The sequence below is a fragment of the Streptomyces sp. MUM 203J genome, from assembly GCF_022414595.1.
Taxonomy (GTDB): domain Bacteria; phylum Actinomycetota; class Actinomycetes; order Streptomycetales; family Streptomycetaceae; genus Streptomyces.
Window position 1 is genome coordinate 38514 of sequence record NZ_JADWYO010000033.1, and the last position, 21339, is coordinate 59852.

Genomic DNA, 21339 nt, shown 5'->3' on the forward strand with positions numbered 1-21339 from the left:
GGGCGTCACGCGGCCCGGCCGTCGCCCCGGCCCCCGGCGCCGCCGAACTCGCGCAGCGCGTCCTTCACGATCGTGTCGAGGTGCGCGTGGTGGGCGCCCCGCCAGTAGACCTTGCCGCACGCGGCGCACTCGGCGAACACGTCGTACGTACGCTCCGTGCCCTGTTCCAGTCGCGTGCGGACCTGGTCCTTGCGCGCCTCCGTCAACTGCCCGTTGCAGGCGGTGCAGCGGGTCCAGGGCGCGAGGCGCGGGGCGAACCGCTCCAGCACGTCCCGCAGCTGGTCGTCGGGCCGGTGGCTGTACACGTACGCCCCGGCCCACAGCTCCCGGCGGCGCAGCAGGCCCCGGTCGCGGGACAGCATGACGCGCCGCTCCGCCGCCGAGCGCGCGGCGAGCGCGGGGTCCCCGATGTCCTCGCTCTCGTACGCCGCGTCGACGCCGAGCAGGCGCAGTCGGCGGGCGAGCGTGCCGAGGTGGACGTCCAGGAGGAACCGGAGGGGCGCGCCGGGCACCTGCTGGGGGCGTTCGACGCCGCGTACCTCGACCTCCTCGCCGACGGCGGGGACGTGGGAGACGGGGACGGTCCGGCCGTTCACGAGGAGCGTGCCGACCTCGGTGAGGGGGACGCCGAGCGACTCCACGACATGGCCGAGCGTGGAGGCGCCGTCGGTGGTCACGGCAGTGCGTCCGGTGCGGCGCACGGCGGGCACGAACAGTCCCAGGGCGGGCGCGAAGCGTATGTGGATCTCCGGTCCGTTCACGCGGCCAGCATGCCACCGCGCCGACCCGCCCTGCCAGGCGATTTCCCCTCCGGGGACGCCGGCCGGGGCGTCGGCCCGGGCGCCGCGCCCGGGCGGCTTCAGCGGGTGGCGGTGAGGTCGAGGCGCCAGTCGTTGCTGCGCAGCGGGTTGCCGGGCGGGTACTCGAACCGCCGCTCGCCCCGCAGGGAGAACCCCGCCTTGCGGCACACGGCGTTCGACGCGGCGTGGCCGACCGAGGGGTAGGCGTGCAGAAAGCGGGGGCCGTCCGCCGGGCGGGCGGCGCGGACCTCCGCGATCAGGGCGGTCGCCGCGGCTGTGGCCGCACCCCGGCCCTGGAAGCCGGGCAGGACACTCCACCCGGTCTCGTACACCGTCTCGCCGTCCCAGGTCCGGGGCCAGAAGCCGATGCTGCCGACGGGCACGGCGTCGGGCAGGAGTGTGATCCGGTACATGCGGCCCGCTGCTGCGGGCTCCTCGGACAGGGCCGTGTAGCGGCGGTGCCGCCCGCGCAGTTCCTCCGGGGTCTCCGGGCCGCCGATGTGGGCGGTCATGGCCGGGGTGTTGGCGGCCAGGAGCAGCTCGAAGTCCTCTGCCGACCAGGGGGAGAGCCGGACGCCGCCGTCAGTGTGCGTCATGCCGTGTCAGCCCCACACCAGGCAGTACGGCTGGTGGCCGGCCTCGTGGAGGCGTACGGAGAAGTCCTGCCATTCGTGGAGCAGGCGGTAGACGTTGAAGGCGTCGCTGGGGCCGCTGCGGTCCGGGACCGTCGACCAGATGAACGCGGCGGCGCCGACGGACTCCTCGCCCACGCCGCGCAGCGGGTCGACGGTCGTCGTGGGGAGCTTGACCACCGCGTAGTCGGGGTGGAGGACGACCAGTTCCAGCGGGGGGACCTTGTGCAGGGGCATGCCCTGGAGGCCGGTCAGGACCATCGCGGCTATGGTCTCCGGCTTGATCTTGGTGAACAGGCCGCCCATGCCCAGCTCGTCGCCGCCGAGCTCCTCGGGGCGCATGGAGATCGGTACGCGCGCGGCGGTGGCGCCGTTGGGAGCCCCGAAGTACTTGTACGTGACTCCCATGCCGCGGCCGCCGCCCCTGCCCGCCAGGGGGTCACCGCCCAGGCTCATGGGCTCCCCTCCTGTGGGGCCGGTCCGCCGCCGGAGGCCGTCGAGCCTCGTGTAGTCGTCCCGTGTCCGCCCCGTCGGGCCGCCGTCCCGTACGCCGCCGTCGCGCCCGCCGCCGGAGCCGTCCCGTGCGCTGCCGTCCCGTCCGCCGATGCCTTCCCGTCCCGCGGGGCCGCCGTCCCGGCCCGCGCCGTCGTGCCGTTCCGTGGAACCGGAGTTGTCCCGCTCCACAGGATCCCGCTGCCGTCGGTGCCTCCCCCGCCGGGCAGGCCCGGGACCCCGGTCTCCGGTCCCTTCGCCCCGTCCGCCACCGCGCTGCATATCTCCACCCGACTGCTTGCCGGCCGTCGCGGTCCCCGCCGCGACGACCCGATCATCGTGTCAGTTGACCTCCCCCGCGAGCGTGTGGTGAAACACCTGTTCCGCTGGAACGTCCCGGCCTCTGACACCATGGTTTCCGTGAGCTCTCCCTATGACGCCCCAGTTTCGCAGACGCGGAGGCCTGGCGCCCTGCCGAAAACAAGGTTCGGAAGAGTCTTGTGAGCCTTGTGAAACAAGATCGTGAGGGAAGGGGTCACCACGAAGCAAGGGCGTGGGCCCGATATCGCCGTTCCGGGCCGTCCGGATGGCGTGAAAGGGCGTACCCGTCCGCCGGCGGCCGGGCGCGCGCCTAGCCGATCGTCCACTCGTTCTCGCAGGTCAGGACCCAAGTGTCGTATTCATACGAAGCCCCAGTGTCACAGTCGCTCTTCGACCGCGCGTCCCAGGTGACGCCCGGCGGCGTGAACTCTCCGGTGCGGGCCTTCCGCGCCGTGGGCGGAACGCCCCGCTTCATGGTGTCCGGTACGGGTCCGTACCTCACCGACGCGGACGGCAGGGAGTACGTCGACCTCGTCTGCTCGTGGGGCCCGATGATCCTCGGCCACGCCCACCCGCAGGTGGTCGCCGCCGTGCAGGAGGCGGTGTCGCGCGGGACGTCCTTCGGCACGCCCGGCGAGGGTGAGGTCGCGCTCGCGGAGGAGATCGTGGCGCGGGTCGCGCCGGTCGAGCAGGTGCGGCTGGTGTCCAGCGGCACCGAGGCGACCATGTCCGCGATCCGGCTGGCCCGCGGCTTCACCGGCCGCGCGAAGGTGATCAAGTTCGCGGGCTGCTACCACGGGCACGTGGACGCGCTGCTGGCCGCTGCGGGCTCGGGTGTGGCGACCTTCGGGCTGCCCGACACGCCCGGTGTGACGGGCGCGCAGGCGGGTGACACGATCGTGCTGCCGTACAACGATCTCGAGGCCGTGCAGGAGGCGTTCCACCGCCACCCGGGCGAGATCGCCTGTGTGATCACGGAGGCCTCGCCCGGCAACATGGGCGTGGTGCCGCCGCGGCCCGGGTTCAACCAGGGGCTGAAGGACGCGTGCGCGAAGAACGGCGCGCTGTACATCTCGGACGAGGTGATGACGGGATTCCGCACCTCGAAGGCCGGCTGGTTCGGCGTCGACGGGGTGACGCCCGATCTGATGACGTTCGGCAAGGTCATGGGTGGCGGCTTCCCGGCGGCGGCGTTCGGTGGCCGGGCCGATGTGATGGCGTACCTGGCCCCGGCCGGCCCGGTGTACCAGGCGGGCACCCTGTCGGGTAACCCCGTGGCGACCGCGGCGGGCCTCGCGCAGCTGAGGCTGCTGGACGACGAGGCGTACGAGAAGGTCGACGCGGTGTCGGCGGAGATCCAGCGGCTGGTGACGGACGCGCTGGCGAAGGAGGGCGTGGCGCACCGGCTGCAGACCGCGTCCAACATGTTCTCGGTGTTCTTCGCGGACCGCGAGGTGCGGAACTACGAGGACGCCAAGCGGCAGGAGGCGTTCCGGTTCACCGCGTTCTTCCACTCGATGCTCGCGCAGGGCGTGTACCTGCCTCCGTCGGCGTACGAGTCGTGGTTCGTGTCGGCGGCCCATGACGAGCGGGCGGTCGAGCGGATCGCGGCGGCGCTCCCGGCGGCGGCGCGCGCGGCGGCCGAGGCGACCCCGGAGGCGGCGGCATGAGCGGGACGAAGGCGCAGGACGTGACCGTCGTCCATCTGATGCGGCACGGCGAGGTGCACAACCCGGACGGCATCCTGTACGGGCGGCGCCCCGGCTACCACCTGTCGGAGCTGGGCCGCCGGATGGCCGACCGGGTCGCGGAGCACCTGGCGGGCCGGGACGTCACGTACGTCGTGGCGTCCCCGCTGGAGCGCGCGCAGGAGACGGCGGCGCCCGTCGCCAAGACGCACGGGCTGGACCTGGCGACCGACGAGCGGCTGATCGAAGCGGGCAACGTCTTCGAGGGCAAGGCCTTCGGCGTCGGCGACGGCGCGCTGCGCAAGCCCGGCAACTGGCGGCATCTGACGAACCCGTTCCGCCCGTCGTGGGGCGAGCCCTATGTGGACCAGGTCGTGCGGATGACGGCCGCCCTGGACGCGGCGAAGGACGCGGCGCGGGGGCACGAGGCGGTGTGTGTGAGCCACCAGCTGCCGATCTGGATCGTGCGGAGTTACGTCGAGCGGCGGCGGCTGTGGCACGACCCGCGGCGGCGGCAGTGCACGCTCGCGTCGCTGACCTCGTTCACGTACCACGGCGACAAGATCGTGTCGGTGGGGTACAGCGAGCCCGCGCGGGATCTCGTGCCGCCGCATCTGCTGGCGGGCGCCAAGCCGGTGAAGGGGAAGTCGAAGGCGTTCGGCGCGTAGCTCCGCAGCAGGGAGGGGCTGTACCGCCCAGAACCGCCCATCGCGGGCGTAACCGTTGTGTCACATCGGGAACTTCTCCGCCCTTTGTCCGCATCTCTCCGGGTGCCGGTTCGGACCTGTGTCCGACACACGCCAGCGCGGATGGGGACGTTATGCGCGAGATCAGCCGAAGGGCACTGCTCGGGGCGGGCATCGGGACCGCCGCAGCACTCGGAGTCAGCGGTTGCGGGTTCACCGGCGGCGGGAGCGGCGGCGGTGCGGGCGGGAGCAGGGGCGACGGCAAGGGCGGCGGCCCCGGCGGGAGCGCGAGTCCGTCGCCCCGGGCGCGGCTCATAGGCGACGGCTCCACGTCCGACACCGGGAAGCAGCCGAACCAGCCGGAGCGGCCCGTGCCGCTGGAGCCGGGCCAGACGCCGCCGCAGTTCGTGGTGTTCTCCTGGGACGGCGCGGGGGAGGTCGGGAACGGCCTCTTCCCGCGCTTCCTGGACCTCGCCGAGGAGCACGGCGCCGCGATGACGTTCTTCCTCTCCGGGATATACCTGCTGCCGGAGTCGAAGAAGACCCTCTACCGCCCGCCGGGCAACGCCGTCGGCGCGTCCGACATCGGTTATCTGACCGACGGCCACATCAGGGACACGCTGACGAACGTCCGCCGTGCCTGGCTCGAAGGCCACGAGATAGGCACGCACTTCAACGGTCACTTCTGCGCCGGTTCCGGATCGGTCGGGAACTGGACGCCCGAGCAGTGGCGCGACGAGATCGACCAGGCGGTCCGGTTCGTCACGGAGTGGAAGACCAACACGGGATGGAAGGACGAGGATCCGCTTCCGTTCGACTACCGCAAGGAGCTGACCGGCGGCCGCACGCCCTGTCTGCTCGGCCAGGACAACCTGCTGCCCACCGCGAAGCAGCTCGGCTGGCGCTATGACGCCTCGTCCCCCGGCGGCCGTCAGGTCTGGCCGGTGAAGCGCCGGGGCGTCTGGGATCTCCCGCTCCAGGCCGTCCCGTTCCCGGGCCACTCCTTCGAGGTCCTGTCGATGGACTACAACATCCTCGCCAACCAGTCCAGGAACACCACCAAGGGCGTCCCCTCCCGCTATCCCGGCTGGCGGAAGCAGGCCACCGACGCGTATCTCGCCGGTTTCCGCCGCGCGTACGAGTCGAACCGTGCGCCGTTCTTCGTCGGAAACCACTTCGAGCAGTGGAACGGCGGCATATACATGGACGCCGTGGAGGAGGCGCTCAAGCACATGGCCGGGAAGAAGGACGTACGGATCGTCTCCTTCCGCCAGTTCGTCGACTGGCTCGACGCGCAGGACCCCGAGATCCTCGCGAAGCTGCGCGGCCTGGACGTCGGCCGGTCCCCGGCGGGCGGCTGGAACACCTACCTGAGGGTCTGACGGGGGCTGTTCACCCGTACGGGCGACCAGGCGGGGAATCCCGCGCGGGCGGTCCGGCAGGCGGACACGCTGCTCGTATGGATGTGAAGGGTGAGACCGAGTGGCTGCCGCGCGAGGAGTGGGTCAGGACTCTGCCGCAGGTGATCGTGGCCTCCTGCGTCGTGACGCTGGACTCCGAGGGACGCCTGCTCCTCCTGCGGTACGGCCCCCGGCAGCCTGCCGGCGGGAGCTGGTGGCTGCCGGGCGGCATGCTGGACCACGGGGAGGACCCGTGGACGGCGGCCCGGCGGGAGATGCGTGAGGAGACGGGCGTCGAGCTGCCCGACAAGCCCCGTCTGCTCGGCACGGACCACCGCGCCGACGTGCTGGGGACCGGCCCGGTGATCGACTACTTCTTCCACGGCGGCACGCTCGCCGGGTCCCAGCGGGTACGGCTGAGCCCCGAGCACGACCGCCACGCCTTCCACCACCCGACGGAACTGCACGCCACGCCGCTGGCCGCGCACCTGTCGACCCTGACCGCGCTGCACACGGCCGCGCGGACCGGAACCACGGTCTACCTGTGCGAGGGCCGGCCGCTGTAGGTCTTGAACGCCGCCGAGCCCGGCGGCCCCGTCGGCTGCATGGCTGAACTCGGACCGGACGCATGGCGACCTGCCCCGATCAGGACCGAGCGGCTCACACTGTTCGCCTCGCCGGAGGCGGGCGCCTTCATCGGCGGCCCGCGACCGCGCGCCGAGCCCGAACGGGCGGTGCCCGGGGAGCCCGGGCGCCGCCCCGGCCTGTCCGTGGCCGAACTCGGCGGCGCGATGACCGGCACGGTCACGCTCGACCGGCGCGGCGCGCCTCGCGGCGAAGCCGGAGTTCACCGAGGTGCGGCGGTTCGAGAAGTACTCGTCACCTGCGGTATCTGCGAACGCTCTTGTGCCGGTCGGCAACGGCGAATGCGGCCCATGAGCGGCCGTCCTGCAGCATGCGGCGAAGCACGTTCTGGGGCATGGGGAACACAACTCGCCTATGGTTCCGGGCTGCGCGGTTGACCGGAGGGCCGTCCTGCCGGGAGCCCGAGCCCGCCGTTGCGGGAGCCGTGGAGAGAGCAGGTCCAGAGGTGCCGCCTGACGATGAACGACTGGATGTCCGGGTCATTCGGTGTCCCGTGGTGTGTCGGTCGTCGGAACCGTGAAAGGCAGATCTGATCGCGTGGTTGGCGGTGGCCGACCGGTGCCCGAACACGTTCAGGTCCTTGATTGGCATGCGCCCGGACAACCACAGGACTAGCCTGAAATCGGGGATGTCGAGCCGCGGCGTGGTCGGGTTCGAAGCACCTGACGCCGGGAGGTTGGCGATGAGTACCAAGTCGGCCTGCGGGCCGGATCGTGACCCCGAGTTCTTCGGGGAACTCGACGAGCTGTTCGCCCGGTATCCCGAAGCCGCCGACAGATACGTGGTCGTCTGCCTGCGGCTGGAGACCGAGGTGCTGAAGATCGACTTCAGTAGGCAAGTAGGGGTCTCACGCGTCGATGGCGGTCGCATCGTCACGGAATTCCACGACCGAGACGAGCGAGACAGTCTTCCGGCCGACCGCCGCCGCCCCTGCTGTGCCTGGAAGCCCAGTGCGGGATGCATCACAGAGTGCGACGATGATCCCGTGTTCGAAGGACGCTCCAGCCGGTGAAGATCATCCTCTGGGAGATGACCGCACACCTGACCACCCGCGCCGGGTAGTTGTCCCGCCGCACCCAGCCGCGCTCGTGGTCTACCCGATTCACGATCCCCTTGGCCCCGGCGGTGCTGCGGTCATGGCCGCGGCCGCGTTCGGTGGCCTCCACTGCGAGCGAGGTGGCTCCCGCTTCCCCGCAACCGGCGAGTGCGGCACGCGTCACGTCCTCGTCGGCCCCGCCCGCCAAGCCCGCTCGACGCATCGGGACGCCCGCGCTTAAGCCCCCCTGACAACGCACTTCAAGGGCCATTCGGGCACTCGGGGGGGCGGCCAAGATCCCCGAAAAGGGCATGCGAAACTTTTCACATGAGCCTCAGCCGTGCCCCCCGAGGGCTCCTGCTCACCGCCGGTGCCATGGTGGCCGCACTCGCGCTGACCGCGTGTGGCGGCGACACGGGCAAGTCCGGTGGTGGCGGGGGTACCAACTTCGTCACCGGCGCCGGTGGCATCGACACGGTCGCCCTGGGCGACCGCACGGCACCCAGGAGCCTCGCCGGCGAGACGCTGGACGGCGAGAAGCTGGACGTGGCGGACCTCAAGGGCAAGGTCGTCGTCCTCAACGTCTGGGGCTCCTGGTGCGCGCCCTGCCGCGCCGAGGCGCCGCACTTCGCGAAGGTGTCGAAGGAGCTGAAGCCCAAGGGCGTCGAGTTCGTCGGGATCAACACCCGCGACCCCAAGAAGGCCAAGGCGGTCGCCTTCGAGGAGGACTACGGGATCACCTACCCGAGCCTGCACGACCCGATCGGCAAGATCGTCCTCAACGGCTTCCCCAAGGGCACGCTCATGCCGCAGGCCATCCCCTCCACGGTCGTCCTCGACCGGGAGGGCAAGATCGCCGCGCGGTCGCTGAAGGCGCTGACCGAGAAGGAACTGCGCGATCTCGTCCAGCCGCTGATAGACGAGAAGCCCGGTGACGCGAAGGCCTCGGGGAAGTAGCCGATGCAGAACGAGACGGTCCTGAGCGGGGCCCTCATGCTCGCGCTGCCCCTCGCCGTGCTCGGCGGGCTGGTGTCCTTCTTCTCCCCGTGCGTGCTGCCGCTCGTCCCGGGCTACCTCTCGTACGTCACCGGAGTCACCGGCGCTGACCTGGCCGAGGCGCGCCGGGGGCGGATGACCGCCGGGGCCGTACTGTTCGTGCTCGGGTTCTCCGCCGTGTTCGTCTCCGGCGGCGCGCTGTTCGGCTACTCGGGGCAGAGCCTGCTCGAACACCGTGAGCTGCTCAACCGGATACTCGGTGTCTTCATGATCCTCATGGGGTTCTTCTTCATGGGGTTCATGTCCTGGATGACCCGGCGTGAGTTCCGTTTCCACAAGCGTCCCGCCTCCGGGCTCGTCGGGGCCCCGCTGCTGGGCGTGCTGTTCGGGGTCGGCTGGACCCCGTGCATCGGGCCGACGCTCGCCTCCGTGACCTTCCTCGCGATGAACGAAGGCAGCGCCGGCCGCGGCGCGCTGCTCACCCTCGCGTACTGTCTCGGGCTCGGTGTCCCGTTCATCGTCGCCGCCCTCGCGTTCCGCAAGGCGCTCGGGGCGTTCGGGTGGGTCAAGCGGCACTATGCGTGGGTGATGCGGATCGGCGGCGGCATGATGATCCTGACCGGGGTGCTCCTGCTGACAGGTGCCTGGGACTACCTCGTGCAGGAGATGCAGAGCTGGTCCGACGGCTTCACCGTGGGGATCTGAGGGCGGCGTGATGAGTGATACCCGGCACAGGCCCGAGCTGGCCGAAGAGAACCTGTCCACGGCGCCGTCCGAAGAGCGCGCCGACACCGTCAGCCTCCCCGCCCTCGGCGTCGTCGGCTGGATCCGGTGGTTCTGGCGGCAGCTCACCTCCATGCGGGTCGCCCTGATCCTGCTGTTCCTGCTCTCCCTCGCCGCCGTTCCCGGCTCCCTCATCCCGCAGAACAACGTCGACGACACCAAGGTCCGGGCCTTCATGGAGCGGCACGAGACGCTCGGGCCCCTCTACGACAAGCTGCAGCTCTTCGACGTCTACAGCTCGGTGTGGTTCTCCGCGATCTACATCCTGCTGTTCGTCTCCCTCGTCGGCTGCATCCTGCCCCGCACCTGGCAGTTCACCGGCCAGCTCCGCAGCCGTCCGCCGGGCGCGCCCAAGCGGCTCACCCGCCTTCCCGCGTACGCCACCTGGCGCACCACCGCCACGCCCGACGAGGCGCGGGAGGCCGCCCTCCGGATGCTGCGGAAGCGCCGGTTCCGCGCGCATGTCGCCGGAGACGCCGTCGCCGCCGAGAAGGGCTACCTGCGCGAGGCCGGGAACCTCCTCTTCCATGTCGCGCTCATCGTCATGCTGCTCGCCTTCGCCTCCGGACAGCTCTACCGCTCCGAGGGCGGCAAGCTGGTCGTCGAGGGCGAGGGCCACGGCTTCGCCAACACGCTGACCCAGTACGACGACTTCCGGTCCGGCAGCCTGTTCGGCGTGGAGGACCTGGAGCCGTTCAGCTTCGAACTCAAGAAGTTCACCGGTACCTACGAGCCCAGCGGCCCGCAGCGCGGCACCCCCCGCACGTTCGAGGCGGACATCACGTACGCGGAGGGCGACGGACCGGAGAAGAAGGCCGTCGTCCGGGTCAACGAGCCGCTGAAGGTCGGGGACTCCAAGGTCTACCTGATCTCGCACGGGTACGCCCCGGTCATCACCGTCCGGGACGCCCGCGGCAAGGTCGTCCTCAGCGAGCCCGTCCCGCTGCTGCCCATCGACGCCAACGTCACCTCCACCGGTGTCGTCAAGGTGATGGACGGCTACCGGAACAAGGACGGGAAGAAGGAGCAGCTCGGCTTCCCCGCCTTCTTCGTGCCGACCTTCGCGGGCAAGGGCCAGGGTCAGATGTTCTCCGAGTTCCCGGGGCTGGTCTTCCCGGCGCTGAACCTGTCCGCGTACCACGGCGACCTGCGCGTCGACTCGGGTGTCCCGCAGAACGTGTACCAGCTCGACACCAGCAAGATGAAGCCGTACAAGGACGGGAGCGGCGACATCTTCAAGAAGACGCTGCTGCCGGGCGAGACCATGACGCTCCCGGACGGTCAGGGCTCGATCACCTTCGAGAAGGAGATCCGGGAGTGGGCCGGCTTCCAGATCTCCCAGCAGCCCGGCAACGGCTGGGCCCTCGTCGGCTCGGTCGCCGCCGTGCTCGGCCTGACCGGCTCGCTGTTCGTGCAGCGTCGCCGGGTGTGGGTCCGGGCCGCGGCGGGCGAGGACGGGGTGACCGTCGTGGAGCTGGCCGGGCTGGGGCGCAGCGAGTCCGCGAAGCTCCCCGAGGAACTGGCCGTGCTGGCCGCCGAACTCCATGACGTGGCGCCCAGCGCGCCGGAGACTGAGCCCGAACCTGATCCTGATCAGGCTGTTCCCGCCGAAGGGGCAAAGCAGTGACCGTCATCGCCGCCGCGACCAACGAGAATCTGGCGCACATCAGCAACGTCCTCGTCTACTCGGCCATGGCCGTCTACACGCTGGCGTTCCTGGCGCACATCACCGAGTGGGTGCTCGGCAGCCGCAGCAAGGTCGGCCGTACGGCCGCCGCGCTGACCCCGGCCGCCCAGGAGAAGGTCACTGCCAGGAGCGCCGTGCCCGCCGTCCAGGTCCGTACCGAGGGCGGCGCCACCGCCGTCCTCGACCGGCCGAAGGTCGTCACCCGTTCCGCGGCCGGTGCCCGGGACGTCCCCGACGGCCCCGGTGCCGCGGGCGGCGACGAGCAGGGCGACCTGTACGGGCGGATCGCGGTCTCCCTCACCACGCTGGCCTTTCTGCTGGCGGCCGGTGCCGTGGTGGCCCGGGCGCTGTCGGTGCAGCGGGCGCCCTGGGGCAACATGTTCGAGTTCTCGCTGACGTTCTCCACGGTGGCCGTCGGCACCTACCTCGGCTTCCTCTTCGCGAGGAAGAACATCCGCTGGCTCGGCCTGCCGCTGGTCACCACCGTCCTGCTCGACCTGGGCGTGGCCACCACCTGGCTGTACACCGAGAGCGACCAGCTGGTCCCGGCCCTGGACTCGTACTGGCTGTGGATCCACGTCTCCACCGCGATCTTCTGCGGTGCGGTCTTCTACATCGGCGCGGTCGCCACCGTCCTCTACCTCTTCAAGGACCGGTACGAGGCGAAGGCGGCCCGCGGTGAGAAGGCGGGGGCGTTCATGCGGTCCGTCATGGAGCGGCTGCCGTCGGCGGCGTCCTTCGACAAGCTGGCGTACCGGGTCAACGCGGCGGTGTTCCCGCTGTGGACGTTCACGATCATCGCGGGCGCGATCTGGGCCGGCGACGCCTGGGGCCGCTACTGGAACTGGGACCCGAAGGAGGTCTGGTCCTTCATCACCTGGGTCGCGTACGCCTGCTACCTGCACGCCCGCGCGACCGTCGGCTGGAAGGGCCGGAAGGCCGCGTACCTGGCGCTGGCGGCGTTCGGCTGCTGGCTGTTCAACTACTACGGCGTGAACATCTTCGTGAACGGTCTGCACTCGTACGCGGGCGTGGAGTGAGCCTCACTCCCGGGTAGCGGGGCCCGGGCCGCCGCGCGACGCTGGAGGCATGGACGTCACCGCCGCCAGGAACGGAACGCAGCAGGTCGTACGGCATGTGGTGTCCCTGCCGCACCCGGAGGAGGACGTCTGGCCCGCCCTCGCCACCCGGCACGGCCTGCGGTCCTGGCTGGCCGCCGCCGAGCTGCTGGAGCCCCGGCTGGGCGGGGCGGTCGCGCTGCGCTGGCTGGACGACCCGGCGGGTGGTCCGGTGTCGGGGACGGTCACCGCGTGGGATGTGGAGCGGGTCGTCGAGTACACCCTGTCCGGCGGTGACCGGGTCCGGTTCCACCTGGAGCCGGGCGAGCACGGCGACCGCGCGGCCACCGTGCTGCGCCTGACCCACACGTTCCGGGGCGCCGACGCCCTGCGCGAGGAGCGCGAGGCGGCCTGGGGAATCCGCTTCGACCGCCTGCGGGCCGTCCTCTGAGACTCCCCGCGCGCCTACGGCCGACGCGGCAGGCAGTCCTCGGCCGGGAGCTGCCCCTCCGGCCACGCCACCGCGGCACGTCCCGGGCGGCCCGCACCAGTTGCGCGGGTTGCCGTGGTTGTCCAGGCAGATCCGGCCGCTGGGACGACGGGGCGGCCCCGCCGGGTGTCGCGCCGGGTGAGGCCGGTGACACGCGTCGCAGGTCCTCCGCGAGCACGCACCGGTCCGCCACCTCCGCGCGCAGCGTCAGCGTGACAGGACACGTCCTGTCACATCCTCAGATGCAGGACGGCCAAGGGCGGCCGGTGTGTCGCGGAGAGTTTCGAACGGGTGGAGGGGTCGTCACCCGGCCGTGACGCGGGTCGTGTCCCGGGGCCGCCGCGTCACGCCTTGGGGGAGTCGCCGTCGCCCTTCTGGCCGCCCTTGTCGCCCTGCTCGCCGTTCTCCTCGCGCTGCTTCAGCTCCTCCTCGCGGCGGCGGAGGTCGGCCTCCCAGTCCTTGAACAGGGACTCGTCCTTCTTGTTCTGCTCACGCAGCGACGCCAGGAACTCGGGGTTGTCGTCCGGGGCGACCCACTCGGAGCGGTGGTTGCGATGCCACTCGCTGGGAGTGCGGCCTCCTGCCCGGGCGTGCCGCGTCTTCCCGGCAGCTAGCCACACGAGGGGGCCGACGATCCAGAAGAGCAGGATGATGAAGATCCACGCGATCTTCGGCAGGTGCCTGGCCTCGTCCTCGGGGGTGTTCAGGCAGTCGATGAACGCGAAGATCGTCAGCGCGATCGGCAGGATGTACATCAGTGCCCTGAGCATGTGGGACGGCCCCCTGGGTGCGTTGGCGGGCCGCGTACGGCAGCCCCGGTGACACGCCCAGCGTAGCCGGTCCGTCCGGCCCGGCCCGGGGGGTCCGGGGGCGGCACGGGACGGCCCCGCCACCGGTGTGACGGGCCTCATCCCGGATACTGGGCGCATGGCTTACGACGATCTCCGCTCGCTGCTCCGGGCGCTGGAGCGCGAAGGCGACCTCAAGCGCGTCAAGGCAGAAGTCGACCCGTACCTGGAGGTCGGTGAGATCGTCGACCGGGTGCAGAAGGCCGGCGGCCCGGCACTGCTCTTCGAGAACGTCAAGGGCTCGGACATGCCCCTGGCCATGAACGTGTACGGGACGGACCGCCGCCTGCTGAAGGCGCTCGGGCTGACGTCGTACGACGAGATCAGCGACAAGATCGGCGGGCTGCTCAAGCCGGAGCTGCCGAGCAGTTTCGTGGGCGTGCGCGAGGCGTTCGGCAAGCTGGGCGCTATGGCGCACGTGCCGCCCAGGAAGGTGAAGGACGCCCCGGTCCAGGAGGTGGTCCTGACCGGCGACGAGGTGGACCTCGACCGGCTGCCCGCGCTGTTCACCTGGCCACAGGACGGCGGCTCGTTCTTCAACCTGGGCCTGACGCACACCAAGCACCCGGAGACGGGCGTCCGGAACCTGGGCCTGTACCGGCTCCAGCGCCACGACCGGCGCACGATCGGGATGCACTGGCAGATCCACAAGGACAGCCGCAACCACTACCAGGTGGCGGCGCGGCGCGGCGAGAAGCTGCCCGTCGCCATCGCGTTCGGCGCTCCGCCGGCGGTGACGTACGCGTCGACGGCCCCCCTCCCCGAGGACATCGACGAGTACCTGTTCGCGGGCTTCGTACAGGGACGCCGGATCGAGATGGTGGACTGCAGGACGGTCCCGCTGCAGGTCCCCGCGCACGCGGAGGTGGTGCTGGAGGGCTGGCTGGAGCCGGGCAAGACGCTGCCCGAGGGCCCGTTCGGCGACCACACGGGCTTCTACACGCCGCAGGAGGAGTTCCCGGCGCTGACGATCGACTGTGTGACGATGCGGCGGCGCCCCCTGCTCCAGTCGATCGTGGTGGGCAGGCCCCCCACGGAGGACGGCCCCCTGGGCAGGGCCACGGAGCGCTTCTTCCTCCCCCTGCTGAAGATCATCGTCCCCGACATCGTGGACTACCACCTCCCCGAGTCGGGCGGCTTCCACAACTGCGTGATCGTCTCCATCGACAAGAAGTACCCGAAGCACGCCCAGAAGGTCATGCACGCGATCTGGGGCGCGCACATGCTGTCCCTGGAGAAACTGATCGTGGTCGTCGACGCCGACTGCGACGTGCACAACTACCACGAGGTCGCCTGGCGCGCCCTCGGCAACGTCGACTACTCCCGCGACCTGACGGTGGTCGAGGGCCCGGTCGACCACCTGGACCACGCCTCGTACCAGAAGTTCTGGGGCGGCAAGGCGGGTATCGACGCGACCCGCAAACTGCCCGAGGAGGGCTACGTACGGGACGGCGGCTGGCCCGACATGATCGAGTCGGACCCGCCGACGGCGGCGAAGGTGTCGCGGCGGTGGAAGGAGTACGGGCTGTGAGCGCGGCGGAGGGCACGGCCCCCGTTCCCGCGCCCGCGCCGTCGGCCGGCAAGGTCAAGGCCTTCCTCCGCCTGGTGATGATCGAGCACTCGGTCTTCGCGCTGCCGTTCGCGTACATCGCGTCGCTGACGGCGATGTTCCGGACCGGCGGCGCCATCGACTGGTGGACGCTGCTGCTGGTCACCGTCGCGATGGTGGGGCTGCGGACGTTCGCGATGGCGGCGAACCGGATCATCGACCGGGAGATCGACGCGCGGAACCCGCGGACGGCGGGGCGGGAACTGGTCACCGGCGCGGTGTCGGTGCGGTCCGCGTGGACCGGCGCACTGATCGCCCTCGCGGTCTTCCTGGGCGCCGCGGCGCTGCTGAACCCGCTCTGTCTGGTGCTGGCGCCGGTCGCGGTGGTGCCGATGGTGGTGTACCCGTACGGGAAGCGGTTCACGAACTTCCCCCAGGCCATCCTGGGCCTGGCCCAGGGCATGGGCCCGGTCGGCGGCTGGCTCGCGGTGACCGGGACCTGGTCCTGGGAGGCGGTGGTGCTGGGCCTGGCGGTGGGCGTGTGGATCGGCGGCTTCGACCTGATCTACGCCTGCCAGGACGTGGAGTCGGACCGCGCGACGGGCGTGAGGTCCGTGCCCGCCCGCTTCGGCGTCCCGGCCGCGATCCGGGGCGCGCGCGGCTGCCACGCGGTCACCATGGCCCTGTTCGCCTGGTACGCCCTGGCCACGGACGGCGGCCCGCTGCTGTGGCTGGGCCTCCTGATCGTCGCCGGGGCCTTCCTTTACGAGCACACGATCGTGAAGCCCACGGATCTGTCCCGTCTGAACCGCGCGTTCTTCCAGACCAACGGCTTCATCGGCATCACCCTGTTCGTCTGCGCGACGGCGGACCTGCTGGTGCGGGGCCTGACGCTGTAGCGGGAGAACCGGTGGCGGCGCCTCGTCCGTGTGACCGGCCCGTGAACGCGCGGTTCGACAGCCGACCGTCTGATTGGGCAGAAACCCCGGTCCGGAGGTCACCTCGGACGGGGTGCGATCACGTACGGGGGAAGGTCGTCGCAGACACGGGCATCGGCCGGTACACGATCGACACCAGCGAGTTTCCCGTCGACCCCGACACCGGTTCCTGAGACCCGACCGGGGTCAGCCCGGTATCGCTGCCCGGCCGGGGCGCCGCCGCCGGAACACGAACGCCGCCGCCACCCCGGCCACCAGGCCGAACAGGTGGCCCTGCCAGCTGACGTCCGTCTGGGCGGGGGAGAGGCCGAGCAGGATCGTCGAGCCCCAGATCAGGAAGAGCGCCAGGCCCACGCCGATGTCCAGGGCCTTGCGGTCGACGAAGCCGCGGACCACCAGATAGCCGAAGAGACCGAAGATCAGGCCCGACGCGCCCGCCGTGTTGCTGTAAGCGGGCGCGACCAGCCAGACGCCCAGCCCGTCCACGACGACGATCATCGCGGCGACGGCCAGGAACCGCCGTATGCCGTCCACCGCCGCCAGGAAGCCGAACACCAGCAGCGGCACCGTGTTCGCCGCCAGGTGCCCGAAGCCGAAGTGCAGGAACGCCGCCGGGACGATGTCCCGCAGCTCCGCGGCCTCGCGTGGGGAGATCCCGTACGGGTCCAGGGCGTGCAGGGTCAGCAGGTCGACGGCCTCCAGGACCCACAGCAGGGCGATCCAGCCCGCCATCAGGCCTGCGGCGGCCTTCACCCGGTCCGCTCCGGTCCACTCCCGGCCGCCGCCTCCGACCGCCCCGGCACCTGCCGTGTCGCCGTACATACGCGCGCCCCCGAAACCCGTACCGGTACCCGTGCCCTCCGTCTGGGAACGTACGGCACGGCCCGCCGAGTTCCGCCCGGACGGAACCGCCTGGTCCGGCCGGATAGGCTCGTCGGCGTGGAGCCCGTACCGGTGGTGGTGGAAGAGCAGGGACAGCGGACACGCCGTCCGTGGGTCGTCGGCGTGTCCGGGGCGTCCGGGACGCCCTACGCGGCGGCCGTGCTGCGCGGCCTGCTGGGCGCGGGCGAGAGCGTCGACCTCGTCGTCTCGCGCGCCTCGCGGCTGACGCTGCTCGACGAGACCGGCATCGCGTTCCGGGACGCCCACTGGCGCGAGGACCTGGAGGAGTGGCTGGCGCGCGGTGCCGACGGCAAGCCGCGCACCTTCGACCTGGACCTGACCCGCGCGGACATACGGCACTGGGCGGCGGGCGACCTGGCCGCCGGGCCGTCCTCGGGGTCGTACCCGGCGAAGGGCATGCTCATCGTGCCCGCCTCCACGGCCTGCGTGGCCGGGGTGGCGCTGGGCCTGTCGAAGGACCTGCTCCAGCGCTCCGCGAGCGTGGTGCTGAAGGAGCGGCGCCCGCTGGTCGTCGCCGTGCGGGAGACCCCGCTGAACGGGCAGACCCTCAAGCACCTGGTGACGCTGGACGAGGCGGGCGCCGTGGTGCTGCCCGCCTCGCCGGCGTTCTACGCGGGGGCGACGCACATCCAGGACCTGGTGGACTTCGTCGCCGGGCGGGTGCTGGACGCGGCGGGTGTGCCGCACCGGCTGTACCGCCGATGGAAGGGGGAACTCGGTGGTTCCCGGAAGGAGGACTGAGCGCGGCCGGCGGGCGACGTCGCCCGGTTCCGTGCTTCCCGTCGGCTCAGTGCTTCCTGCCGCGGAACGCCGTCCGGCGCCCGCGCCCGCCGGTCGTTCCGGCGTCGGCCCAGGCCAGGCTCTCGCGCCGGCCCGCGCGGTTGGTCGTGGTGTAGGTGCTGACACGCGAGCGGCTGGCCTGCTCCTGCAGGTAACGCATCTGGGCGTAGGCCATCTCGATCGTGTACACGGTGAGTGTCATCTCCTCAGGGATCGTCGTTGATCGACCGAACGAATCTCGAACTCGTTGAATCTCAGGGCGTTGACCCTGACTCGCCTTAGATTCTACAGTAAAACTCGCGGTATCGCTGAACAATGGAAGGCTTCAGGTATATGGACGCCGTGGACAGGCAGCTCATCCAGGCTCTGCGTGAGAACGGCAGGGCCTCGTACGCCGAGCTGGGCCGGCTCGTCGGGCTCTCCGGGCCCTCCGTCACCGACCGCATCAACCGCCTCGAAGCCGCCGGGGTGATCACCGGCTACCGCGCCACCGTCGACGCGGCCTCGCTCGGGCTCGGGGTCACGGCCCTCGTCGGCATCCAGCTCTCCGACGCGGCCGACCACGAGGACGTGGCCCGCCGCCTCAAGGACCTCCACGAGATCGAGGACTGCTGGTTCATCGCCGGCGACGACTCGTACATGCTCAAGGTGCGGGCGAACGACGTGGACGGCCTGGAGAAGATCATCCGCCGCCTCTCCGGCACCCGGGGCGTCTCGCGCACCCGCACCACCATCGTCCTGTCGACGAAGTGGGAGAACCGGGTCGGGGAGCTGCCGGAGGAGGTGTAGGGGGCAGGGCGTACGGTTGGTGGAGCCTGATCGGTCGACGTATGGGAGGCAGCCGCATGGACGCGGGGCTCAAGCGCGAGCTGGAGGAGAAGGTCCGGTCCGGGGAACGGCTGACCCGCGAGGACGGCATCGCCCTGTACGAGTCGGACGACCTCGCCTGGCTCGGTGGCCTCGCCCACGAGGTGCGCACCCGCAAGAACGGTGACGTCGTCCACTTCAACGTCAACCGCCACCTCAACATGACGAACGTGTGCACGGCGTCGTGCGCGTACTGCTCGTTCCAGCGCAAGCCGGGTGAGAAGGACGCGTACACGATGCGCATCGAGGAGGCGGTCCGGCTCGCCAGGACGATGGAGTCGGAGAACCTCACCGAGCTGCACATCGTCAACGGGCTCCACCCCAACCTGCCCTGGCGCTACTACCCGCGTTCCCTGCGCGAGCTGAAGAAGGCCCTCCCCGGCGTCTCGCTGAAGGCCTTCACCGCGACGGAGATCCACCACTTCGAGACCATCTCCGGCATGTCCGCCTCGGAGATCCTCGACGAGCTGATCGACGCCGGACTGGAGTCGCTGACCGGCGGCGGCGCGGAGATCTTCGACTGGGAGGTGCGGCAGCACATCGTCGACCACCGCACCCACTGGGAGGACTGGTCGCGCATCCACCGACTGGCGCACGAGAAGGGCCTCAAGACGCCGTGCACCATGCTGTACGGCCACATCGAGGAGCCCCGCCACCGCGTGGACCACGTGCTGCGGCTGCGTGAGCTCCAGGACGAGACCGGCGGCTTCCAGGTCTTCATCCCGCTGCGCTACCAGCACGACTTCGTGGACATGAAGGACGGCAAGGTCCGCAACACGCTCCAGGCCCGTACGACGATGGCGACGGGTGCCGAGGCGCTCAGGACCTTCGCGGTCTCTCGCCTCCTGTTCGACAACATCCCGCACGTCAAGGTCTTCTGGGTGATGCACGGAGTCCAGACCGCCCAGCTGGCCCTCCAGCACGGCGCCGACGACATGGACGGTTCGGTCGTCGAGTACAAGATCACTCACGACGCCGACAACTACGGCACGCCGAACAAGCTGACCCGCGACGACCTGCTGGAACTGATCCGCGACGCGGGCTTCCGCCCGGTGGAGCGGAACACCCGCTACGAGGTCATCCGCGAGTACCCGGGCCCGGACGAGGCCCGCCGCGAATCGCCCCAGCCGATGCGCTTCTGAGGACCGCGGGGCGGGCGGCGCGCGGTCACGAGCGGTGCGGCGGCGCTCCGGCCTCCGGGGGCTGGGGCGTCCCGGTGCCCTGGCGGCGCCTCGGCTCCTCTCCCCGCGGCGCCCGGCAGTGCGGCGTCCTCCTCCTGGACGGGGAGCGCGGCGGGGTGTCCCGCGAGGGGGCGTGCGCGGGCTCGTGTCCGGTCCGGGGGACGCGGTCCGCGCGCTCGGCCGGCCGCCTGACCGTCCTATCGTCGGGCCCATGCCACTTCGCTTCGAACTGGACCCGCCCGTCGACACCCGCCTGCGCGACGGCGTCCTCACCCTCTGGACGGACGTCACCAACCAGGGCGGAGCCGTCGGCTTCGTACCGCCCGCGACCCCCGACGAGATCCGCCCGCAGTGGGTGCGGCACCTCACGGCCATGGCGGACGGCCGCATGCGCCTGCTGGCCGGGTACGACGAGGAGGAGAGGGTCGCGGCCACCGCGTTCATCACCTTCAACACCCACCGTCTGATGACCCACTGGGTGTGGCTGTACACGGTCATGGTCCACCCCCGGCACCACGGCAGGGGCCACGGCCGCGCCCTGCTCGCCGCCACCGAAGCCGCCGTACGGGACATGCCGGGCATCGAGGCGATCCGGCTCACCTGTAGAGGCGGCATGGGCCTGGAGCGGTTCTACGAGTCCTGCGGATACGAGGAGGTCGGCCGGATTCCCGGCGGCATCCGGCTCGCGGAGGGCGAGGACCGGGACGACGTCTACATGCTGCTCCCCCTCAAGTGATCGATTCGCCACGTGCTTCACTAGTCGGGCAGAACCGCAGGGACAGTACGGAGAAGGAAGAAGGCCCACCGTGTCCGCCACCCCCACGAGGTCCAGCGCCACGCTCAAGTACACCCTGATGCGCTTCGGCGTCTTCGCCGGCTGCTTCGCCGTGCTGTACGTGCTGGTCTACTTCGGCGTCATCCCGCGCGGTCTGGGCGACTCGAACACGCTGTGGGTGCTGCTGCTGTCGATCGTCGTGTCGGCGCCGCTCAGCTACGTCCTGCTGCGCAGGCAGCGGGACGCGATGTCGGAGCAGATCGTCGAGCGGGTCGGCAAGGCGAAGGCGCGGCTGGACGCGAACCGCTCGCAGGAGGACGGCGTATAGCCGCGCGGGGCGGCGTATCACGTTCGTCACACGCGCCACATGGCAACCGGCACCCCGGGACAGGAACAACACCTACGTCCCGGGGTGTTGTGCGTGTCGACGTCACGCAAGGCCATTCCAAGGTCAAGGAACAGTGCCACCTCTCAAAGAACGGCTTTGAGGATCTCAAAGTTCAGGTGTTAACGTTCAGGACATGAAGACCGCAGCGCGCCTCCCGCACCGGGCCATGAGCATCCCGCTCGTGGCGCGCCTGCACGTCGACCTGTGCCGCTGTACGTCAGCGACCTGTTGCCGCGAGATCTGAGGGGAGTCCTCCGCAAGGGAGATCCCGGGAGCGATCCCGGACGAGATCCCGGAAGAGACCCCTCCCCGCCCGGCATCACGCGGCGGCGCCGCCCTCTTGCGCGCGGGCGCCGCACCCCTTCACCGTTCCCATACGTCCCCCTCGCGCACTAC

24 protein-coding genes are annotated in these 21339 nt (G+C 70.9%); 18 read left to right on the forward strand and 6 right to left on the reverse strand.

The window, feature by feature from the left end; translation table 11 throughout:
- Window positions 1-5 precede the first annotated feature (5 nt).
- From I3F58_RS17950 to I3F58_RS17960, 3 genes are all read right to left on the reverse strand, one after another.
- Window positions 6-761: a Mut7-C ubiquitin/RNAse domain-containing protein gene (locus I3F58_RS17950; RefSeq protein WP_240109633.1), complete on the reverse strand. Its 756-nt coding sequence runs from the start codon at window positions 759-761 to the stop codon at window positions 6-8.
- A gap of 98 nt (window positions 762-859) precedes the next feature.
- A complete protein-coding gene (locus tag I3F58_RS17955; RefSeq protein ID WP_240109634.1) occupies window positions 860-1396 on the reverse strand; it encodes a GNAT family N-acetyltransferase in 537 nt (178 codons plus the stop codon).
- A gap of 6 nt (window positions 1397-1402) precedes the next feature.
- Complete coding sequence (locus tag I3F58_RS17960) at window positions 1403-2116, reverse strand: hypothetical protein (RefSeq protein ID WP_374207994.1); 714 nt, start codon at window positions 2114-2116, stop codon at window positions 1403-1405.
- Window positions 2117-2595: 479 nt separating this feature from the next.
- Between I3F58_RS17960 and hemL the strand changes: the two genes are divergently transcribed.
- The 10 genes from hemL to I3F58_RS18015 all read left to right on the forward strand — a co-directional run bounded on the left by hemL (window position 2596) and on the right by I3F58_RS18015 (window position 12675).
- The gene (gene hemL, locus I3F58_RS17965; protein WP_240109635.1) at window positions 2596-3915 is read left to right on the forward strand and encodes a glutamate-1-semialdehyde 2,1-aminomutase; all 1320 of its coding nucleotides are present in this window, start codon (window positions 2596-2598) and stop codon (window positions 3913-3915) included.
- Window positions 3912-4601: a histidine phosphatase family protein gene (locus I3F58_RS17970; protein ID WP_240109636.1), complete on the forward strand. Its 690-nt coding sequence runs from the start codon at window positions 3912-3914 to the stop codon at window positions 4599-4601. Before hemL ends, I3F58_RS17970 begins: the two co-directional genes overlap by 4 nt.
- Before the next feature lie 152 nt (window positions 4602-4753).
- Window positions 4754-6001, forward strand: a complete 1248-nt coding sequence (locus I3F58_RS17975; RefSeq protein WP_240109637.1) for a hypothetical protein — start codon at window positions 4754-4756, stop codon at window positions 5999-6001.
- Between the two features lie 77 nt (window positions 6002-6078).
- Window positions 6079-6585, forward strand: coding sequence for an NUDIX hydrolase (locus tag I3F58_RS17980; protein ID WP_240109638.1), 507 nt, complete (start codon window positions 6079-6081; stop codon window positions 6583-6585).
- A gap of 761 nt (window positions 6586-7346) precedes the next feature.
- On the forward strand, window positions 7347-7676 hold the full coding sequence (locus tag I3F58_RS17990) for a hypothetical protein (RefSeq protein WP_240109639.1): 330 nt from the start codon (window positions 7347-7349) through the stop codon (window positions 7674-7676).
- A 351-nt stretch (window positions 7677-8027) separates the two neighbouring features.
- Window positions 8028-8657 carry a TlpA disulfide reductase family protein gene (locus I3F58_RS17995; protein WP_240109640.1) on the forward strand — a complete coding sequence of 210 codons (630 nt, stop codon included), beginning with the start codon at window positions 8028-8030 and terminating at the stop codon, window positions 8655-8657.
- Between the two features lie 3 nt (window positions 8658-8660).
- Entirely contained in the window at window positions 8661-9401 is a 741-nt protein-coding gene (locus I3F58_RS18000) for a cytochrome c biogenesis CcdA family protein (RefSeq protein WP_240109641.1), read from the forward strand.
- 10 nt (window positions 9402-9411) lie between these two features.
- Window positions 9412-11106 carry a cytochrome c biogenesis protein ResB gene (locus I3F58_RS18005; protein WP_240109642.1) on the forward strand — a complete coding sequence of 565 codons (1695 nt, stop codon included), beginning with the start codon at window positions 9412-9414 and terminating at the stop codon, window positions 11104-11106.
- Window positions 11103-12206 (forward strand): c-type cytochrome biogenesis protein CcsB, encoded by a 1104-nt coding sequence (ccsB, locus tag I3F58_RS18010; protein ID WP_240109643.1) that lies wholly within the window; start codon window positions 11103-11105, stop codon window positions 12204-12206. Before I3F58_RS18005 ends, ccsB begins: the two co-directional genes overlap by 4 nt.
- 49 nt (window positions 12207-12255) lie before the next feature.
- Window positions 12256-12675, forward strand: a complete 420-nt coding sequence (locus I3F58_RS18015) for an SRPBCC domain-containing protein (protein WP_240109644.1) — start codon at window positions 12256-12258, stop codon at window positions 12673-12675.
- Window positions 12676-13058: 383 nt separating this feature from the next.
- On the opposite strand, the gene I3F58_RS18020 is transcribed toward I3F58_RS18015, so the two are convergent.
- A complete protein-coding gene (locus I3F58_RS18020; protein WP_240109645.1) occupies window positions 13059-13484 on the reverse strand; it encodes a PLD nuclease N-terminal domain-containing protein in 426 nt (141 codons plus the stop codon).
- Window positions 13485-13641: 157 nt separating this feature from the next.
- On the opposite strand from I3F58_RS18020, the gene I3F58_RS18025 reads away from it, so the two are divergent.
- Both I3F58_RS18025 and mqnP read left to right on the forward strand, forming a co-directional pair.
- Complete coding sequence (locus tag I3F58_RS18025; protein ID WP_240109646.1) at window positions 13642-15093, forward strand: menaquinone biosynthesis decarboxylase; 1452 nt, start codon at window positions 13642-13644, stop codon at window positions 15091-15093.
- Complete coding sequence (gene mqnP, locus I3F58_RS18030; RefSeq protein ID WP_240109647.1) at window positions 15090-16010, forward strand: menaquinone biosynthesis prenyltransferase MqnP; 921 nt, start codon at window positions 15090-15092, stop codon at window positions 16008-16010. Before I3F58_RS18025 ends, mqnP begins: the two co-directional genes overlap by 4 nt.
- Before the next feature lie 225 nt (window positions 16011-16235).
- Here mqnP and I3F58_RS18035 read toward each other — a convergent pair whose 3' ends face one another.
- Window positions 16236-16871 carry a rhomboid family intramembrane serine protease gene (locus I3F58_RS18035; protein WP_240109648.1) on the reverse strand — a complete coding sequence of 212 codons (636 nt, stop codon included), beginning with the start codon at window positions 16869-16871 and terminating at the stop codon, window positions 16236-16238.
- Window positions 16872-16988: 117 nt separating this feature from the next.
- Between I3F58_RS18035 and I3F58_RS18040 the strand changes: the two genes are divergently transcribed.
- Complete coding sequence (locus I3F58_RS18040) at window positions 16989-17693, forward strand: UbiX family flavin prenyltransferase (RefSeq protein WP_374207995.1); 705 nt, start codon at window positions 16989-16991, stop codon at window positions 17691-17693.
- 46 nt (window positions 17694-17739) lie between these two features.
- Here the strand turns inward: I3F58_RS18040 and I3F58_RS18045 are convergent, their stop codons facing one another.
- Entirely contained in the window at window positions 17740-17934 is a 195-nt protein-coding gene (locus tag I3F58_RS18045) for a hypothetical protein (RefSeq protein WP_240109659.1), read from the reverse strand.
- Between the two features lie 131 nt (window positions 17935-18065).
- Between I3F58_RS18045 and I3F58_RS18050 the strand changes: the two genes are divergently transcribed.
- The 5 genes from I3F58_RS18050 to I3F58_RS29830 all read left to right on the forward strand — a co-directional run bounded on the left by I3F58_RS18050 (window position 18066) and on the right by I3F58_RS29830 (window position 21187).
- A complete protein-coding gene (locus I3F58_RS18050; RefSeq protein WP_240109649.1) occupies window positions 18066-18521 on the forward strand; it encodes an Lrp/AsnC family transcriptional regulator in 456 nt (151 codons plus the stop codon).
- 56 nt (window positions 18522-18577) lie between these two features.
- Window positions 18578-19741, forward strand: a complete 1164-nt coding sequence (mqnE, locus tag I3F58_RS18055; RefSeq protein WP_240109650.1) for an aminofutalosine synthase MqnE — start codon at window positions 18578-18580, stop codon at window positions 19739-19741.
- A 250-nt stretch (window positions 19742-19991) separates the two neighbouring features.
- The gene (locus I3F58_RS18060; RefSeq protein WP_240109651.1) at window positions 19992-20516 is read left to right on the forward strand and encodes a GNAT family N-acetyltransferase; all 525 of its coding nucleotides are present in this window, start codon (window positions 19992-19994) and stop codon (window positions 20514-20516) included.
- 70 nt (window positions 20517-20586) lie between these two features.
- Window positions 20587-20883 (forward strand): DUF4229 domain-containing protein, encoded by a 297-nt coding sequence (locus I3F58_RS18065; protein ID WP_308355037.1) that lies wholly within the window; start codon window positions 20587-20589, stop codon window positions 20881-20883.
- A gap of 193 nt (window positions 20884-21076) precedes the next feature.
- Window positions 21077-21187 (forward strand): putative leader peptide, encoded by a 111-nt coding sequence (locus I3F58_RS29830; protein ID WP_374207996.1) that lies wholly within the window; start codon window positions 21077-21079, stop codon window positions 21185-21187.
- Window positions 21188-21339: the final 152 nt, after the last annotated feature.

Bases quoted from the DNA above. Each gene is read 5' to 3' on its own strand.
- I3F58_RS17955 (WP_240109634.1), bottom strand. From the start codon at position 1,396: ATGACGCACACTGACGGCGGCGTCCGGCTCTCCCCCTGGTCGGCAGAG.
- I3F58_RS17970 (WP_240109636.1), top strand. From the start codon at position 3,912: ATGAGCGGGACGAAGGCGCAGGACGTGACCGTCGTCCATCTGATGCGG.
- I3F58_RS17975 (WP_240109637.1), top strand. From the start codon at position 4,754: ATGCGCGAGATCAGCCGAAGGGCACTGCTCGGGGCGGGCATCGGGACC.
- I3F58_RS17980 (WP_240109638.1), top strand. From the start codon at position 6,079: ATGGATGTGAAGGGTGAGACCGAGTGGCTGCCGCGCGAGGAGTGGGTC.
- I3F58_RS17990 (WP_240109639.1), top strand. From the start codon at position 7,347: ATGAGTACCAAGTCGGCCTGCGGGCCGGATCGTGACCCCGAGTTCTTC.
- I3F58_RS17995 (WP_240109640.1), top strand. From the start codon at position 8,028: ATGAGCCTCAGCCGTGCCCCCCGAGGGCTCCTGCTCACCGCCGGTGCC.
- I3F58_RS18000 (WP_240109641.1), top strand. From the start codon at position 8,661: ATGCAGAACGAGACGGTCCTGAGCGGGGCCCTCATGCTCGCGCTGCCC.
- I3F58_RS18005 (WP_240109642.1), top strand. From the start codon at position 9,412: ATGAGTGATACCCGGCACAGGCCCGAGCTGGCCGAAGAGAACCTGTCC.
- I3F58_RS18015 (WP_240109644.1), top strand. From the start codon at position 12,256: ATGGACGTCACCGCCGCCAGGAACGGAACGCAGCAGGTCGTACGGCAT.
- I3F58_RS18020 (WP_240109645.1), bottom strand. From the start codon at position 13,484: ATGCTCAGGGCACTGATGTACATCCTGCCGATCGCGCTGACGATCTTC.
- I3F58_RS18025 (WP_240109646.1), top strand. From the start codon at position 13,642: ATGGCTTACGACGATCTCCGCTCGCTGCTCCGGGCGCTGGAGCGCGAA.
- I3F58_RS18035 (WP_240109648.1), bottom strand. From the start codon at position 16,871: ATGTACGGCGACACGGCAGGTGCCGGGGCGGTCGGAGGCGGCGGCCGG.
- I3F58_RS18045 (WP_240109659.1), bottom strand. From the start codon at position 17,934: ATGACACTCACCGTGTACACGATCGAGATGGCCTACGCCCAGATGCGT.
- I3F58_RS18050 (WP_240109649.1), top strand. From the start codon at position 18,066: ATGGACGCCGTGGACAGGCAGCTCATCCAGGCTCTGCGTGAGAACGGC.
- mqnE (WP_240109650.1), top strand. From the start codon at position 18,578: ATGGACGCGGGGCTCAAGCGCGAGCTGGAGGAGAAGGTCCGGTCCGGG.
- I3F58_RS18060 (WP_240109651.1), top strand. From the start codon at position 19,992: ATGCCACTTCGCTTCGAACTGGACCCGCCCGTCGACACCCGCCTGCGC.
- I3F58_RS29830 (WP_374207996.1), top strand. From the start codon at position 21,077: ATGAAGACCGCAGCGCGCCTCCCGCACCGGGCCATGAGCATCCCGCTC.